This window comes from Mycobacterium sp. BMJ-28 (assembly GCF_054404835.1).
This window is the reverse complement of sequence record NZ_CM136783.1, coordinates 6,320,975-6,336,287: the sequence shown is the minus strand read 5'-3', so window position 1 is coordinate 6,336,287 and position 15,313 is coordinate 6,320,975. Positions and strand designations below refer to the sequence as shown.

Below are 15,313 nucleotides of genomic sequence, written 5' to 3'. Positions count from 1 at the left end.
CGCAACGCCGATTCGTTTGCCGGCGGCTATGTCCGCACTTCGAGCACCGGGATTCCCCGCACGTCGCACGGGTGTCCTCACCACGGTGGGTAATTTTGAACGCAATGTTGCTGAGTCTCGGCCGTCGATCGGCAAGCGGCATGTGACGCAGATATGCCGACGTGGACGGGGTTTGCCTCGCGCATCGGACCCGCCGCCGCGATTGGCGCGAATTGATCAGCCGCACTACCTTTCTCTGGCGTGATGGCCTCAGCAGCAGGCGCGCTCGCGCGGTGGATCTCTCCCTTCCTGGCGGCCGCGGCCGTCGCCGCGATCGGTTGCTCGGTGATCCCGGTACCGGACCGGCAGGCCCCGGCGATCCGGCTGGCCGACGATTCCAACCCGCTCGCCGGTCGGCCTTTCTACGTCGACCCCATCTCCAAGGCCATGCGCGCCGCCCAAGGTGCCACGCCGCCGAACGCCGAGCTGACCGCCATCGCCAACACGCCTCAGGCGTACTGGCTGGACCAGGCGTTCCCGGCGTCCACCGTCGGAGGCACCGTCGCCAAGCTCGCCGGCGATGCACAGGCGGCCGGTGCGACACCGGTGCTGGCGCTGTACGCGATCCCGCACCGGGACTGCGGCAGCTACGCCGCCGGGGGATTCTCCTCGGGTGACGCCTACCGCGGGTGGATCGACAGCATCGCCGCGGGCCTGGGCTCCGCGCCGGCGGCCATCATCCTCGAACCCGACGCGCTGGCGATGGCCGACTGCCTGTCCGACGGGCAGCGCCAGGAACGTTTCGACCTGATCAGCTACGCCGTCGACGCACTGACCCGCGACCCGGCCGCGGCGGTGTACGTCGACGCAGGCCACTCCCGCTGGGTGAGTGCCGACACGATGGCCGCCAGGCTCAACCAGGTCGGTGTGGCCAAGGCCAGGGGCTTCAGCCTGAACACCACGAACTACTTCACCACGGAGGAAGAGATCGGATACGGCGAGGCGATCTCGGCGCAGACCAACGGGGCGCACTACGTGATCGACACCTCGCGCAACGGCGCCGGACCGGCCACCGGCGAGTACTACTGGTGCAATCCCGACGGCCGGGCGCTCGGCACCCCGCCGACCACCGACACCGCGGGCCCACATGCCGATGCCTATCTGTGGGTCAAGCGCGTCGGTGAGTCCGACGGCTCCTGTGGCCGCGGTGAGCCGTCGGCGGGCACTTTCGTCAGCCAGTACGCCATCGACCTGGCGCGCGCGACCGTCCGCTAACCGCTCGTCTTGGCGATGACGGCGCCGCCCACCGGGTGCGCGGCGATCCAGTTGGCGATCGCGGTGGCGGCCGGCTTCGCGGTCCACGCCTGGTTGAAGACGCCCCAGGGGGTGTCGTTGGGCCGGTCCACCAGCGAGTAGATGAACATCGGCCCGACGCCGGGCAGTGTCGACCACGTGGTGGCGAAGTCCGTCACCCAGGCGGCCTGGGTCGGCGCGGTGACCGCCGAGGTCGGTATGCCGTATTCGGTGGTCCAGATCAGCTTGGCTGCGTCGCCCGAGTTGTTCATCAAGGTGCGCAACGACTTCAACTGTTGGTAGGGCGTGTTGGCATACGGTGCGCCGGCCGAGAAGCTGCTGGAGAAGTTGTAGGGGTGGAAGGACAGCGCGTCGAAGTAGCCCTGCGCGCCGGCCGCGTACATCTGGGTCAGATAGTTGACCGGGTTGATGGTCCAGGTGCCGAACGTCAAACCGGCGCCCAGCACACCGCCGATCACCAGCGCCGTCGGCTCCACCTGCTTGATCGCGGTGTAGGCCGCCTTGAGCAGCGCGGTGTAGCCCGCGACGTTCGGCTGCGGGGACCAGCCGGTGTTGCCGTTGGGTTCGTTCCATACTTCATACGCCGCGATGCGCGGCTGGTCGCTGCCCGAGCCGTAGCGCTGGGCGACCTGGGTCATGAACCGCGCGTAGTCAGCGGGGTTGTCCGGTGCCGCGTTGGGCAGCCAGAAGCCTGACTTCGATGCCCACGCCGGGGTGCTGGTCACCGCCCCGACCACCGCAATACGCTGTGCTGCAGCGGCATTGAGGATGCGGTCGGCGTCGACCCAGTTATAGTTACCCTTCTGCGGCTCCATCGCCCGCCATGGCAGGAACACCCGGATCTGCGTGACCCCCATCGCCTGGAACGACTGCATGGCCGTGGCGAGGTCGGTGGCGTTCATGAAGTAGAGGTTCGACTCGGCCATTCCCATGGCGGTCGCCGAGGTGTCGATGGTCAACGGGGAAAGCGCGCCGGCCCGGGGCGCGGGCCCGAGCGCATGCAGGGCCGCGGCAACGAGCACGGCGGCCAGTGTCAACCGGGTGGAGTAACGCAGGCGGGTTGCGAGCATGACAGCCTTTCTGGCAGGCCAAGCGGTTGTGCACTATTAATGCAGACCAACCCCGCTACTGCACACCGGCATTGGGGCGCCCTGTCGGCAGCAAACCCGACACCGTAGTCGCCGTGGTGAGATGTTCTACCGGTGGTCTTGGCGGTGCGCCAGCAACGCAGCATGGCGTCGCCAGGGTTTCCGTGACGCCGGGACGGACCGGGCGTCACCGGCCGCAGCAAGGGCCCGTACAGCTGGTTTCGTTTTCAACTATCCCGGCCGACGTGAAATCTGCGAGGTCGTCAAAATGTGCTCGGCACTCGCCAGGTAACCCGACTTACGGCGCGCCGCTCTTGCCGGAATCGATCCGGCCAGCCCGGCGGGCTGCGAATGTGCTGTCGGCGCAACGAAATACCGTCACCGAAACGAGACGCCGCCGAAGGTAATCCGATATTCACCGGGCCCCTCGGGCGCCCCGTGCGGCGGGCTCACTGCCGCGATATCGCGATGTTGAACTTGTCCTGTGCCGTCACCAGGTGATCGTGACCGTCCTGACCGATGTCGATGATCACCCGGTCGATGGTGCCGGAGAACCTGTTGCCGTGCGGGCCGTAGTCCGTCGATGTCGGAGAACCGGTGTCGGAGCCGACATCGCAGGCTTCATCGGCGGAGAACGCCATCGGCTCGGTCCGGTCTACTCGACCGGTCCCGACCGGCCGGCCGTCGTAGTACAGCGTGACCGTCCCACCTTTGCCCAACCCGCCGCCGTCGTACGCGAACTCCATTCGCACGTCCTGCTCCCCGGCAGGCAGGACGTCCTGCGCCGTGACGAAGTAGCGGTCGATGCCGAAGAAGTTGTAGCAGTACTTCAGCCGTCCGTCGTGCGCGTAGAGCGCCCAGCCACCCACCCCGCCGCCCTGGGCCACGATCACCCCGGCGGCGCCGGTATCCGGCACCGTGATCCGGGCGCTGACGGAATGCGACTTGTTCTTGATGTTGAGCACGCAGTTCTCCAACAGGCGCATCCCGGAGAACAGCGTCTGCGTGGTGCCGCGGATCAACTGCGGCCGGCCTGCGATCTCCGGGATGAAACGTTCGACGGACCGGTCGTCGATCGGCAGGACGTTGTACTTCACCGCCTCGATGAGCCAGAGTCGTTGCAATTCGGCAAGTTTCGCCGGTTGCTCGGCGGCAAGATCGTGTGCCTGCGACCAGTCGTCGGGGCCGTAGAGCTCCCACCGGTCGTCGTCCAGTGCCGGCTTGTCCATCAACCACGGCGTCCGGTGCTTGGTCACCGCGGTCCAACCCTTGTGATACACACCGCGATTGCCGAACATCTCGAAGTACTGCAGGTCGTGGGTTTCGGGTGCGTCGCCGTCCCGCAGCGTGGCCAGCATGCTGGTGCCCTCCAGCGGCGCCTGCGTGATGCTGTTCACCACGGTGGGCGCCGGAATCCCGGCGGCCTCCAGAATGGTGGGCACGACATCGATCACGTGGTGGAACTGATTGCGCGAGGCGCCCTTGTCCGCGAGACCGGCTGGCCAGTGCACGATGGTGCCGTTGCGGGTACCGCCCCAGTGCGAGGCCACCTGCTTGGTCCATTGGTACGGCGTGCACAGTGCGTGTGCCCAGCCCACCGCGTAGTGGTTGTAGGCATCCGGGGTTCCGAAGTCGTCGATCTTGGACAGCAGGAACTCGGTGGTCTCGATGTCGGGAAGGCCGTTGAGCGTGACCATCTCGTTGAAGCAGCCCTTCGGCGTGCCCTCGGCGGAGGCGCCGTTGTCACCGATGATGTAGTAGATCAGCGTGTCGTCCAGGGCACCGAGGTCCTCGATCGCGTCGATGACCCGGCCGATCTCGTAGTCGGTCTGCTCGAGGAAGCCGGCGTAGATCTCCATCTGCCGGGCCAGCACCGGCTTCAACTCGTCGGACATGTCGTCCCAGGCCGGGATCTCGGCATGCCGCGCGGTCAGGACGGCGTCTTGCGGCACGGCGCCGAGTTCCTTCTGCCGGGCCAGGATCTGCTCGCGGAGCACATCCCAGCCCTCGTCGAACTTGCCGCGGTACCTGTCGGACCATTCCTTGGGGACGTGGTGTGGCGCGTGGGTGGCCCCCGGCGCGTAATACATGAAGAACGGCTTGTCGGGAGTCAGGGCCTGCTGCTGGCGCACCCAGGTGATCGCCCGGTCGGCCAGGTCCGCGTTGAGGGTGTAGCCCTGCTCGGGCGTCTTCTCCGGCTCGACGGGTTTGGTGCCCTCGTACAGCCCCGGGTAGTACTGGTTGGCCTCACCGCCGATGAACCCGTAGAAGTGCTCGAAACCCGACCCGGTGGGCCACTGCCCGAACGGCCCGACGGGCGATACCTCCCACACCGGAACCTCGTGGCACTTGCCGAACTGGCTCGTCGAGTAGCCGTTGAGCCGCAGCGTTTCTGCGACCGGCGCCTTGTCCTTGGGCCGGATGCTGCTGTATCCCGGCGCCGACGTGGCGATCTCGGTGATGCCGCCCATCCCCACCGAGTGGTGGTTGCGGCCGGTCAGCAGCGCCTGACGGGTCGGTGAACACAGCGCCGTGGTGTGAAAGCGGTTGAGCTTCAGTCCGTTCGCGGCGAGCCGGTCGGCCACCGGGGTGTGGCACGGCCCACCGAACGCGCTCGCCGCGCCGAAGCCGACGTCGTCGATCAGCACGATCAGGATGTTGGGTGCACCCGGCGGTGGCCGCAGCATCCGGATGGGCGGATACGCGGTGTCGGGGTCCTTCGCGTCGTAGGTGGTCAACCCGACATGCTGGGGATCCGGGATGGGCAGGATGTCGCGGCGTACCTGCGATTCCGGCGAACTGGGCATGATCGTCCCTTCGGTGCGCAACCACTTGGCTTGAGTCGCGCCGCCCAGACTATCCGGCCCCGGCATGCCGGTACGGGGTTATTGACGCTCTTTCACGGAACGGACAATGCCGTGATCAGTCCGCGGACTGATCGGCGCGGTGGCTGTCCACCGCGAAGTAGACCAGGCTTGCGACGAATCCCGCCGCGGCGGCGATCGCCAACACCACCGCCGTGGCGGTCTGCCCGGACAGCGCCATCGCCAGCGAGCCGGTGATGGCCAGCAACGCGGCGAAATTCAACAGCAGCCCCAGCGTGGCGGGCGCGTCATCGCGAATATCCGAGGGCAGCGGTGTGCTCATGCCGCAGCGGTTACCCGATCCGGTGCCGCGGAAAACCTCGTCGTCAACCGGCCCCGGACCGCAGTTGGTACAGGCGTTCGGCGTAGCCGAGGTCATCGCGCCACAGGCGTGTCGCGGCCATCCGGATGAACGGCCTGATCAGCGGCGCGACCGCGGTCGACTTCCCGAAGTGCTTGCGGTCCGAGTGCGCGATCACCGCTTCCAGCACGGCGGTCCGGGGCCTGCCGTCCGCGCCGGGGCCGACCGGAGTGGCATGGGTCTCGACCACGCTGCCGACCCCCTCGCCGTCGACGATGCGCATGACGACGGTGCGCGGGCCCGGCGTGGTGAACTCCGCGACCACCGGCACCCCCAACCGTCCCAGCCGGAAGGTGACGGCCACGACGAAGCGGTCGTGCTCGGGGCGGGCCACGTCCGGGGCAGGGGCACTCAACACCTCGAGCGCGGTGAACGAATACGGGTGGAACCATGCGCCGTGCCACGGGTCCAGCCGGTTGGCCACGATGTCGGCCGGCTCGCACACCCCTTCCACCGTCGCGACGGTGGCCAGCCGGGGCTGCGGCGGGCGCTCGGGCACAATCGGTGTCTCGGTGGGTGTCTCCCCACCGACGGCATCGAGGCGCACCCAGCTCAGCACACCGTCGTCGTATGCGGGCAGCGTCCGCCAGCGGCCGTGCCGCTCGCCGGTGAGCCGCAGTCCGTGCCAGGGGCAGACCAGCGCGCCGCAGTCGACCGGCGCCTGCGCCAGGTCGGCGCCCAGGTGCGGGCATGCGCGCGGCCCGACCAGCAGCTCACCGCCCGTGCCGCGCCATGCCACCAGCTCGATCCCGGCCACGCGCGTGCCGAATGCCCCGGTGCCGATTCGGGAACTGTCGGCGAACGGGAACCAGTTCCCACTCGGGCGCCGCAGCGCGCGCTGTAACGCGGCCTGGATGACGGCGGGGTCGGCGGCCGCGTACGTCGGGTGCTGAGCGGCCCAGCGCGTCGCGGGCAGCGTGGTGAACGGGAATGCTTGCGCCGCCCGGCGCCGCAGCGCCCCGCTCACCGGGCCCGCTCCTGCGCCCGGATGGCGAGCCGGCGCAACGTGCCGGATCTTCCCCTGCTGGGCACGGTGTGCAGATCGTGCCCGGCCAGTCCGAAACCGGCGAGCAGCCGGTTCGCGGCGATCCAGCCGGTGGTGGCGGCGCGCTCCATCAGCGCCACCGGCAGGTCGACCCGAATACCGTCGCCCGCCAGCATGATCCGGTGATCCGGCGTGCTGACCGTGGGTCGGCCGGCGAAGTCGCCGGGCGCGAACCGGGGGCAGTCCTGCCGGCGTAGCAGACGTTCATCGACGATCGACGCCTGCGCCGTCTCCGGATACAGCTCGTGCATCCGGGTCAGCAGTGCGCTGCGCACCGCGGCATCGGGCTCGCTCACCGAGTATGCGTGCAGTTCGACCACCGATCCTCCCGTCCGTCCGGCCCACTGTGCGGCCTCGCGCTCATAACGTTCCAGCACACTGATGTTGTCCAGCGGCGCCCGGCCGCCGGTCCCGACGAAGGCAGCCCGGTCGGCACGCACCGGCGCACTGAGCCACAGCCGCAGCACGACGAAGGCGGGCGCGGTGCCCAGCGCGGCGACCCCGCGCTGCCACCGCCGGTCACCGAGTTGCGGTGTCGCCCCGACGATGCGTTGCAGCGCCGCGACATCGGTGGCCAGCACCGCGGCGTCGGCCTCGAATTCGCGGCCGCTGCCGGTATGCACCCGCACCCCCGTCCGGGTGGCCTCCAGCGCCTGCGCGGTGACACCGGTGTGCAGGCCCGCCCCGCGCGCGATGAGCTGCTCACCCAACGGATTCCACAGCGCGACATCGAAGTTCGCGTTGGCCACGTCGAAGGTCAAGCCTTCCGAAGAGCCGAGGAAGTAGATGTGGAACATGGTGACCAGTTCGGCGGCGGACAACTGCTCGGGCCGGGCGAAGAAGCTGCGGGCGAACACCTCGAAGGCCAGATGACGCGCGGCGTCGGGAAACCTGATATCGCGCAGGAACGCCGCCGCGTCGAGGTGGTCGAGCCGGTCGTAGGTCGACGGCACCCCCACCGAAATCAGGGGTGCGGCCGCCCTGGCGTTCAGCCGGACCAGATCACGCACCCCGAAAGTGGGGCTGCGCAACGCAAAAGCCAGCGCGTTGAACGGCGGGGTGCGAGGCAGACCGCGGAACGTGTCGCGCCGGCCTGCGCCGTCGATCAGCGGGTAGTCCGAGACCGGCATCAATGCGCTCAGGTGCGGATCACCCCGGCGCAGCAGCTTCCTCAGGTTGTAGTACTGCCGGAAGAAGGCATGGAAACCGCGGTTCATCGCGGTGTGACTGCCGTCGGCGAGTACTTCCGGCCAGCCGCGCACCCGGCCGCCCAACTGATCCTGGGACTCGATGACGTCGACCCGCACCCCGCGCTCGGCCAGTCCGGTCGCCGCGGCCAATCCCGCGATACCGCCGCCGACCACGATGACCGACGGCCGGTGGCCCAGCGCGGTGGCGTCCAGGAGGCCGGGTGCGCCCGGCAGCCGTTCCCGCCGCGGGTCCGTTGTGCTCACCGCTGCCGCTCCCACAACAACAACACCGCGGTCACCAGTGCGAAACCGAAGAGGAAGTCCTCCACCGGAATGTCGAAGGGGAACCGGATGCCGGTGGTGTGCCGGTCGTCGTATATCACGATCGGCGCGCCGAGCTTGGTGAGCCAACCGTCCACCAGGATCTGGAAGCCGAACACGATCACCATCGAGATCCAGTAGGTGGCGCGCCGGAACAGCCCGGTGCGCAACACCTTCGCCTCCAGGACGCAGACGATGGCGACGGCCAGCAGCGCGGGCAGCGTGTAGCCGAGGCCGGTCACCGGTCGGGGCCCGAGCGTGACCGGGTGACCATGGACACGATGGTGGTCACCGCCGAGTAGGTCAGCAGCGCACAGAGCGGGATGACCACGAAGAACAACACCTCCTCCAGGGGCAGGGCACCCGGCAGGATCAGGCCCAGTAGATAACGGGGGTTGTACTCCCAGACCCCCGCGGCCACGGCGATGGCATCCCAGATCAGGAAAACGGCCGCGACCGGCAGGATGGCGGTGACCAACCGGCGCGGCTGCCGGTAGACGCCCCGGCCGAAGATCTCCAGCGGGGCGGTGACGAGCACGCAGGCGCCGAGCACCAGCAGGTAGTGCCAGTGATCCGGGACCGGGTTCATCGCCGCCTCGGCTGGGCTCGGGCCCACCATGCGCCGATGAGTCCGCGGCCGGCGACCACGGCGCGGCGGGCGTTGCCCACGCTCGCGCGCCGGCCGAAGACCTGGTAGTCGGAATCCTCTATGCAGGACAGGATTTCGGAATACAACGTGAAGGCGGCCTGCACGCAGGGCCGCGACTGCGGGGCCAGCATGGCGATGCCGGGCTCCGCCTCTCGATACACCCGGCGGGTCGCGGCATGCTGCTCGATCAAGGCGTTACGCACCCGCTGATCGATGCGGCCGTTGCGTTGGCACCACAGCAGCACATCGCGATCCACGCCGTGCCCGGCCAGCTCGTCGGCGGGCAGGTACACCCGGCCCCTGGTCAGGTCTTCATCCACATCGCGCAGGAAATTGGTGAGCTGAAACGCTTTTCCGAGCGCGGCGGCGCGGGGCTCGGCCTCCTCGCGGGGCGCCGTGGTGCCCAGCACGGGCAGCATCTGCAACCCGATCACCTCGGCGGATCCGTACATGTACCGCTCCAGCGCGGGACGGTTGGGATAACCGGTCACCGTCAGGTCCATCCGCATCGAGGCCAGGAAGTCGTCGAAAAGACCCCAGCCCAAATCGTATTGGCGAGCGGTGTGCACGACGGCGGTCAGCACCGGATCACCCGTCGGTGACGCCGCGCCGGTCAGGCAGCCGAACAGGCGGTCCGACAACGACTGCAATTCGGCGGCGCGGGCAAGGTTGTCGCGTTCGTCGAAGGTGTCGAGGATGTCGTCGGCGTACCGGGCGAACCCGTACAGCGCGTGCACCGCGGGCCGTTGCTGCGGTGCGAGCAGCCGGGTGGCCAGAAAGAAGGTCTTGCCGTCGCGGGCGTTGATCGAGCGGCAATGCGCGTACGCATCCCGCAGGGCGGTGCCCCGCACCCCGGCGGCGTTGAGTTCGTCGTTGATCATCGCGTGACCGCCGCCCGGTTCGGCCGGCGCGTGCTCAGCCCGGTGATCCGGTCGGCAGCCAGCCGGCCGGAGATGACCGCGGTCGGCACGCCGACTCCCGGCACGGTCGAGCAACCCGCGAGCACGACGTTGTCGATGCCACGTACCGTGTTGGCCGGCCGGAACGGGCCGGTCTGGCCGAAGGTGTGGGCCAGCGCGAACGGCGTGCCCGCCAGCATGCCCCGGCGGCCCCAGTCCGCCGGGTTGGTCACCTGCAGGAGTTCGGCATCCTCGCCGAGTCCGGGGACCCGGGCGCGCACCGAGTCCAGCATGTGCTCGACGTATGCCGGCCCGGCGGCATCCCAATTGATGCGTCCCACTTGGGTATTGGGTGCCGGCGCGAGCACATAGAGCAGGTCGCGCCCGGGCGGGGCCAGACTGGGATCACTTGCCGTCGGCCGGGTGACCAGCAGTGAGGGATCGCCCATCACGCGGCCCTGGTTGATGATCTCGTCGAACGTCTGCTGCCACGCATCGCCGAACACGATGGTGTGGTGGCCTGCGTCGTGGCCACCGGCGCGGCAGCCCACGTGCGCGACGACCGCCGACGGCGAGGGGCGCAGCGGGGTCAACCGCCGCGGGGTGCGCCCGAGCAGATGGTAGGTGGTGGGCAGCTCGGTGGTCAGCACGACGGCGTCGGCCGGTACCCGGGTGCCGTCCTCGGTCACGACGGCGGTCACGCGAGATCCGTTGTGCTCCAGTCGGTCGACGTTGGCGTTGTAGACGAACTGGACGCCGGCCGCCACGGCGGCATCGGCCATCGCGTCGGGCACCGCCCGCATTCCGCCGCGGGGGAAGTACACCCCGGCGACGGTGTCCATGTAGGCGATCACCGCGTACGCGGCCAGGGCACTGTGCGGTGGAACGCCGGCATAGAGGGCCTGGAAGGTGAAGACCCGCAGCAGTCGCTCGTCCTGTAGATAACGGCGCATCACCCGTCCCCAGCGCCGAAATCCGCCGAGCGCGGCCAGCCGGGCCAATTGCGGAGTCAGCAGCGACAGTGGGGAATCGAAGTTGGCGGCGATGAATCCGTCGAACTCGGCCCGGTACAACGAGGTCAGCCAGTCCCGCATCCGCAGATACGCCGCCGCCTCCGCGGGCCCGGCGAAGCGCTCGATCTCGGCGGCCATCGAATCGGCTGCGGTGTGCACGGCGAGCTCGCTGCCGTCGGCGAACTTCGCGCGGTACGCGGGATGCACGGGCTCCAGATACAGCCGGGCGGCCAGCGAATCACCCACCGCGCCAAGGGCTTCGTCGATGATATCCGGCATGGTCAGCACCGTCGGGCCGGTGTCGAGGCGGTAACCGGCGATATCGGCTCGTCCGACCCGCCCGCCGGGTACCGGGTCGCGTTCCAGCACGGTGACCTGGCGCCCACGCCCGGCGAGGTGCAGCGCCGCCGACAACCCGGACAGCCCGGCGCCGACGACGACGACGCGGTCGGTGCGACCTTTCACAGAACGCATCAGGTATGCCTTTCGGTGCAGAACATGGCCATATCGGTGAGTGCCCGGCGCGCGGCGTCGGGGATGTCGGAGCGGTCCAGGCAACCGAATGCGAGCGAGAGCCGGTCGGCGATCAGCTCTTCGATCCGATCCAGTGCCCCACTGGCCTCGATGAGCGTGCGGCAGCGGTCGATATCCGCCGGTTCCAGCCGGTCGGCCGTCAGCAGCGCGGACAGTTCGCGGCGCAGTGCAGGATCGCCCAGTTGGTGGGCGGCCACCACCACGCTGGTGGCCTTGCGGTCGGCGAGGTCGGTGTGGGTCGGCTTGCCGGTCTCGGTGGTGCTGCCCGCGATTCCCAGGATGTCGTCGCGCAGCTGGAACGCCTCCCCGACCGCACCGCCATACCGGCCGATCGCGTCGATGACACGCGGCGTGCAGCCGGCCATCGCGGCACCGAGTTCCAGCGGCCGGCGCACCGTGTAATTGCCCGACTTGCGGCGCAGCACATCAAGGACGTCGTCGAGCGAGGGCAACGAACGCGAGTCGTTCACCAGATCGGCGAACTGGCCGACGGCCAGCTCGGTGCGCATCATGTCGTATCGCGGCCAGACCCGCGCCAAGGCCTGTTGGTCCAGTCCGCTGTCGCGCAGCATCTGCTCGGCCCAGACCAGGCAGAGGTCGCCCAGCAGGACCGCCGCGGATTCGCCGAACCTGTCCGGGTCGCCGCTGAATCCGCGCTCGCGGTGCCATCGACCGAACGCGACATGTGCGGCCGGGTGCCCGCGCCGCAGCTGCGCCGAGTCCATCACGTCGTCCTGCAGCAGTGCGAAGGCATGCAGCAGCTCCAGACTGGCGGAGGCCCGCAGGGCGGGCGCGGCCCGTTCCGGTTCCGCGGCGCCACAGTTCCAGCCCAGGTACATGAAGGTGCTCCGGATGAACTTGCCGCCGTCGGTGACCGAGCGCAGCACGTCGGCGGCGATGTCGACGTGCGAATCACTCAGCTGCGGTGCGCAATGCGTGGCAACGAAGTCGGCGAGTTGATCGCGTACCTGCGCACAGAACTGGTCACGCCATTGCGGGAACGAGGCCGTCAGGCCGGTGCTGCGGTGCCGGACGCCGACCAGCACCGCGCCGCGGCGCGGCGCCGCGCGGGACACGTCATGGGCCAGATCGAAGTGTTCAGCCAAGGCGCTCCTCGAACCCATCGGCATCACCGCACGGCCGGCCGAGTTTCTGTGTCGTTGCGAACCAGTTCGTACGGATATTCGGAGAGCACGCCCGCACAGATGAGAATCGGATGGCCGTTGTGCGCACCGTCACATCACCGCGGCGGGATACCACGTAGCCCATCAGCGAAACGCCATCACGTGCAGAGATTCGAGCAGCGGGATCTGGGCGGCCGCCCACGGGCTGATGGCCCATGGGAGCCGCGCGGCGGCCCGCACCTGATGCCATGGCGCCCACAACAGATCCATCACCTCGTCGGGATCGGGGTCGATGATGCCCGCGGCGCGCCCGACATACACCGGGCACAGTTCGTTCTCCATCACCCCGTCGGAGGCGACGGCCTGGTACCGGAAGTCGGGTAACACGCATCGCAGGTCGGCAATGCCGACGCCCAACTCCTGACCGACTCGGCGCACCACGGCCTGAGCCGGGTCCTCGCCGGGGGCCGGATGTCCACAACAGGAGTTGGTCCAGACTCCGGGGAAGGTGCGCTTGTGCAACGCGCGCCGAGTCAGCAGCACCGAGCCCGACCCGTCGATCAAGTAACAGGAAAACGCCAGGTGCAGCGGGGTGGCGTCGTGGTGGACCTCGGCCTTGGGGGCGACGCCGATACTGCGCCCGTCGTCATCGAGAAGAATCACCAGTTCCTGACTGCCTGCACATTTCACGGAGGGCACCTAGGTATTCGGAGCCGCTGCCGGTGCGGATCGGTGCGATTTCCGGGCGGCCGCCGCGCGGGTGGCCGACGCCGAGAAGCGCAAGCGCCAAGCGGCGCGGTCCGCAGCCAAATCCTGATATCCGCGGCGCTACCGGGCATCGTCGGGGATCCGGCGTTCGGCGAGGGCGGCCAGCCGCCAGGTGCATTCGCGGTTGCGCGGAATGACGGCCAGCAGTGCCAGCCGCTGGGGCACCCACCCCATCGGGGCGCCGATCGGCACCTCGGCCATCTCGATGCGGCAGCCACCACCCTCGATATCGAACAGCCGCAATGTGATTCGCGCCTTGCCGAAGGGCCTGCCCTTGGCGAGAAGTACCAGTTCCTCCATCGGCCGGCAATCCTGCACCATTGTCACGTCATTGAGCAGCAGCGGCCACACACCGAGCGAGTGTTCGATGGTGGCGCCGACGGCGGGCCAGTCGGGGTCGACGGCGCGCATTCGGCTGTTGCCCACCACCCATTGCGAGTAGGTCCAGCCGTCGGCGATGACATCCCACACCTGGCTGCGGGTGGCCACGGTGTCCCGCTTCACGGTCAGTGCACTGGTGACTTCCTCTGGTGCCACGAAGCCGCCTCCTCAACGAGACCCGAAGGGTTTGACGATGGGCCGGTTGGCCACCGCCAACGGGTTCGACATGGTCGGCGGGCTACCCGCTGGGGCGGCGGTCAAACGTGTTGTTTGGAGTTGTCCGGGGTGGGCAACCCTGCGGGATATGTCTGACTTGCAAGGTCGGCAGCTGGCCGCCCGGATGGGTGAGTTGGCCCGTGCGGTCGCGGTCCCGGCCACAGCGGAGGAGATCTTCTCCCACGTCACGTCCGCGGCTGTCGAACTGATCCCTGGCGTCGACACCGCCGGCATCCTGCTGATCACCGCCGGCGGAAAGTTCGAATCCCACGCCGGGACATCGACATTGCCGCACGAACTCGACAAGTTGCAGGAACTGTTCGATGAGGGGCCGTGCCTGGCCGCGGCGGTGGAGGATGTCATGGTGCGCACCGATGACTTCCGGCGCGAGACCCGTTGGCCCGCCTACTCCACGGCGGCGGTCGAAATCGGCGTACTCAGCGGGATGTCTTTCCGGTTGTACACGGCCGACCGCACCGCGGGAGCGCTCAATCTGTTCGGGTTCGAGCCCCAGGACTGGGATGAGGATGCCCGCACCACCGGCAGCGTGCTTGCCTCGCATGCCGCCGCGGCGATCCTGGCCCACCGTCAAAGCGAACAACTGCAGTCCGCGCTGGCCAGCCGGGACCGCATCGGTCAGGCCAAGGGCATCATCATGGAGCGCTACGGGGTCGACGACGTACGGGCTTTCGACATGATCCGGCGGTTGTCCCAGGAGGGCAACGCACGGGTCGTCGACATCGCCGAACGTGTGATCGCCAGCCGCGGTTGAGGAATCACCGGGCCCGGAACGGGCGGGTCGGCTGATCCGGCTTGCCCTCGCTCGGGACTCACCTCACGTGCACGGCTGCGGGGTGCGCGGCGGGCGCGGGCCGGGCGGGGGCAGCTTCGGTGCTGCGGCGCAGCCGGCGTTGATCGCGCATGATGCGCCGATTGAGGATGCGCTCCTCTTTGGCGGTGACCGAACGATTGCGGCGAGCCAGCAGCTCCAGTTGTTCCCAGCTGAGCCCGTCGAGATCACCGTCGGAATCGTGGGTGGCCACGACGATGCAGCCGCGCAGCAGCGGCACCGTCTTCGCGTCCAACGTCGTGGTGGCCATCAGCAACTCGGTTGCCTTGCGGTTGGCCCGGCGCTGGCACCGACGAGAGGTGGAGCTGAACCAGAAGTCGAACTGCCGGTCAGCGCTGGTCAGGCATTGCAGCCCTTGGTCATGGACGAGCTGGGTGATGTCGGCCTGGGTGTAGGCGCGGGTTTCATATACGGCGCCGTTGGCGCTGAAATACAGGACGGTGTTCATCGCAGTTACCCATTCGGTTCTTTCTCTGTGGACTGGTGCACCGCTGTCCGGTGCTGTTACCAGAGGTACCCATGTGACAGTTGGGGTAAACCTTGATAACGATCCGGCGACGGCCGGTATTCCGGCGCGTCCGCACCGGAGGTAGCGAGAGCGCCCCGCGGCGAGCCACCCGCGGCTGGGCGACAGGCCACTTCCTGCCAACCGTCAAGCAATTGCTGCCAATGGAATTAACCGCGCTGAGCAGTGCGTTGTGTAGCCCAGACCGGCCG

Annotated in this window: 15 protein-coding genes; 2 read left to right on the top strand and 13 right to left on the bottom strand. The window is 68.6% G+C overall.

Annotated elements, in window-relative coordinates:
* Positions 1-243: 243 nt before the first annotated feature.
* Positions 244-1,254, top strand: a complete 1,011-nt coding sequence (locus ACXPWS_RS31285) for a glycoside hydrolase family 6 protein (protein ID WP_458710369.1) — start codon at positions 244-246, stop codon at positions 1,252-1,254.
* Here ACXPWS_RS31285 and ACXPWS_RS31280 read toward each other — a convergent pair.
* The 12 genes from ACXPWS_RS31280 to ACXPWS_RS31225 form a co-directional block, all read right to left on the bottom strand.
* Positions 1,251-2,363, bottom strand: coding sequence for a cellulase family glycosylhydrolase (locus ACXPWS_RS31280; protein ID WP_458710368.1), 1,113 nt, complete (start codon positions 2,361-2,363; stop codon positions 1,251-1,253). The genes ACXPWS_RS31285 and ACXPWS_RS31280 overlap by 4 nt on opposite strands.
* Before the next feature lie 467 nt (positions 2,364-2,830).
* On the bottom strand, positions 2,831-5,188 hold the full coding sequence (locus tag ACXPWS_RS31275) for an arylsulfatase (RefSeq protein WP_458710367.1): 2,358 nt from the start codon (positions 5,186-5,188) through the stop codon (positions 2,831-2,833).
* Between the two features lie 115 nt (positions 5,189-5,303).
* Complete coding sequence (locus tag ACXPWS_RS31270) at positions 5,304-5,528, bottom strand: hypothetical protein (protein WP_458710366.1); 225 nt, start codon at positions 5,526-5,528, stop codon at positions 5,304-5,306.
* A 43-nt stretch (positions 5,529-5,571) separates the two neighbouring features.
* Positions 5,572-6,573, bottom strand: coding sequence for a DUF5914 domain-containing protein (locus tag ACXPWS_RS31265; protein WP_458710365.1), 1,002 nt, complete (start codon positions 6,571-6,573; stop codon positions 5,572-5,574).
* Entirely contained in the window at positions 6,570-8,105 is a 1,536-nt protein-coding gene (locus ACXPWS_RS31260; protein WP_458710364.1) for an FAD-dependent oxidoreductase, read from the bottom strand. The genes ACXPWS_RS31265 and ACXPWS_RS31260 overlap by 4 nt, the downstream gene beginning before the upstream one ends.
* Positions 8,102-8,404, bottom strand: coding sequence for a lycopene cyclase domain-containing protein (locus tag ACXPWS_RS31255; RefSeq protein ID WP_458710363.1), 303 nt, complete (start codon positions 8,402-8,404; stop codon positions 8,102-8,104). Before ACXPWS_RS31255 ends, ACXPWS_RS31260 begins: the two co-directional genes overlap by 4 nt.
* Positions 8,401-8,751 carry a lycopene cyclase domain-containing protein gene (locus ACXPWS_RS31250; RefSeq protein WP_458710362.1) on the bottom strand — a complete coding sequence of 117 codons (351 nt, stop codon included), beginning with the start codon at positions 8,749-8,751 and terminating at the stop codon, positions 8,401-8,403. The genes ACXPWS_RS31255 and ACXPWS_RS31250 overlap by 4 nt, the downstream gene beginning before the upstream one ends.
* A complete protein-coding gene (locus tag ACXPWS_RS31245; RefSeq protein ID WP_458710361.1) occupies positions 8,748-9,692 on the bottom strand; it encodes a phytoene/squalene synthase family protein in 945 nt (314 codons plus the stop codon). Before ACXPWS_RS31245 ends, ACXPWS_RS31250 begins: the two co-directional genes overlap by 4 nt.
* Entirely contained in the window at positions 9,689-11,197 is a 1,509-nt protein-coding gene (gene crtI, locus ACXPWS_RS31240) for a phytoene desaturase family protein (RefSeq protein ID WP_458710360.1), read from the bottom strand. The genes ACXPWS_RS31245 and crtI overlap by 4 nt, the downstream gene beginning before the upstream one ends.
* A complete protein-coding gene (locus ACXPWS_RS31235; protein WP_458713767.1) occupies positions 11,197-12,300 on the bottom strand; it encodes a polyprenyl synthetase family protein in 1,104 nt (367 codons plus the stop codon). Before ACXPWS_RS31235 ends, crtI begins: the two co-directional genes overlap by 1 nt.
* A gap of 225 nt (positions 12,301-12,525) precedes the next feature.
* On the bottom strand, positions 12,526-13,071 hold the full coding sequence (gene idi / locus ACXPWS_RS31230) for an isopentenyl-diphosphate Delta-isomerase (protein WP_458710359.1): 546 nt from the start codon (positions 13,069-13,071) through the stop codon (positions 12,526-12,528).
* Between the two features lie 138 nt (positions 13,072-13,209).
* Entirely contained in the window at positions 13,210-13,686 is a 477-nt protein-coding gene (locus ACXPWS_RS31225) for an SRPBCC family protein (RefSeq protein ID WP_458710358.1), read from the bottom strand.
* Positions 13,687-13,834: 148 nt separating this feature from the next.
* Between ACXPWS_RS31225 and ACXPWS_RS31220 the strand changes: the two genes are divergently transcribed.
* Positions 13,835-14,518, top strand: coding sequence for a GAF and ANTAR domain-containing protein (locus tag ACXPWS_RS31220; protein WP_458710357.1), 684 nt, complete (start codon positions 13,835-13,837; stop codon positions 14,516-14,518).
* A gap of 58 nt (positions 14,519-14,576) precedes the next feature.
* Here the strand turns inward: ACXPWS_RS31220 and ACXPWS_RS31215 are convergent, their stop codons facing one another.
* Positions 14,577-15,044, bottom strand: coding sequence for a hypothetical protein (locus ACXPWS_RS31215; protein WP_458710356.1), 468 nt, complete (start codon positions 15,042-15,044; stop codon positions 14,577-14,579).
* Between the last annotated feature and the right edge of the window lie 269 nt (positions 15,045-15,313).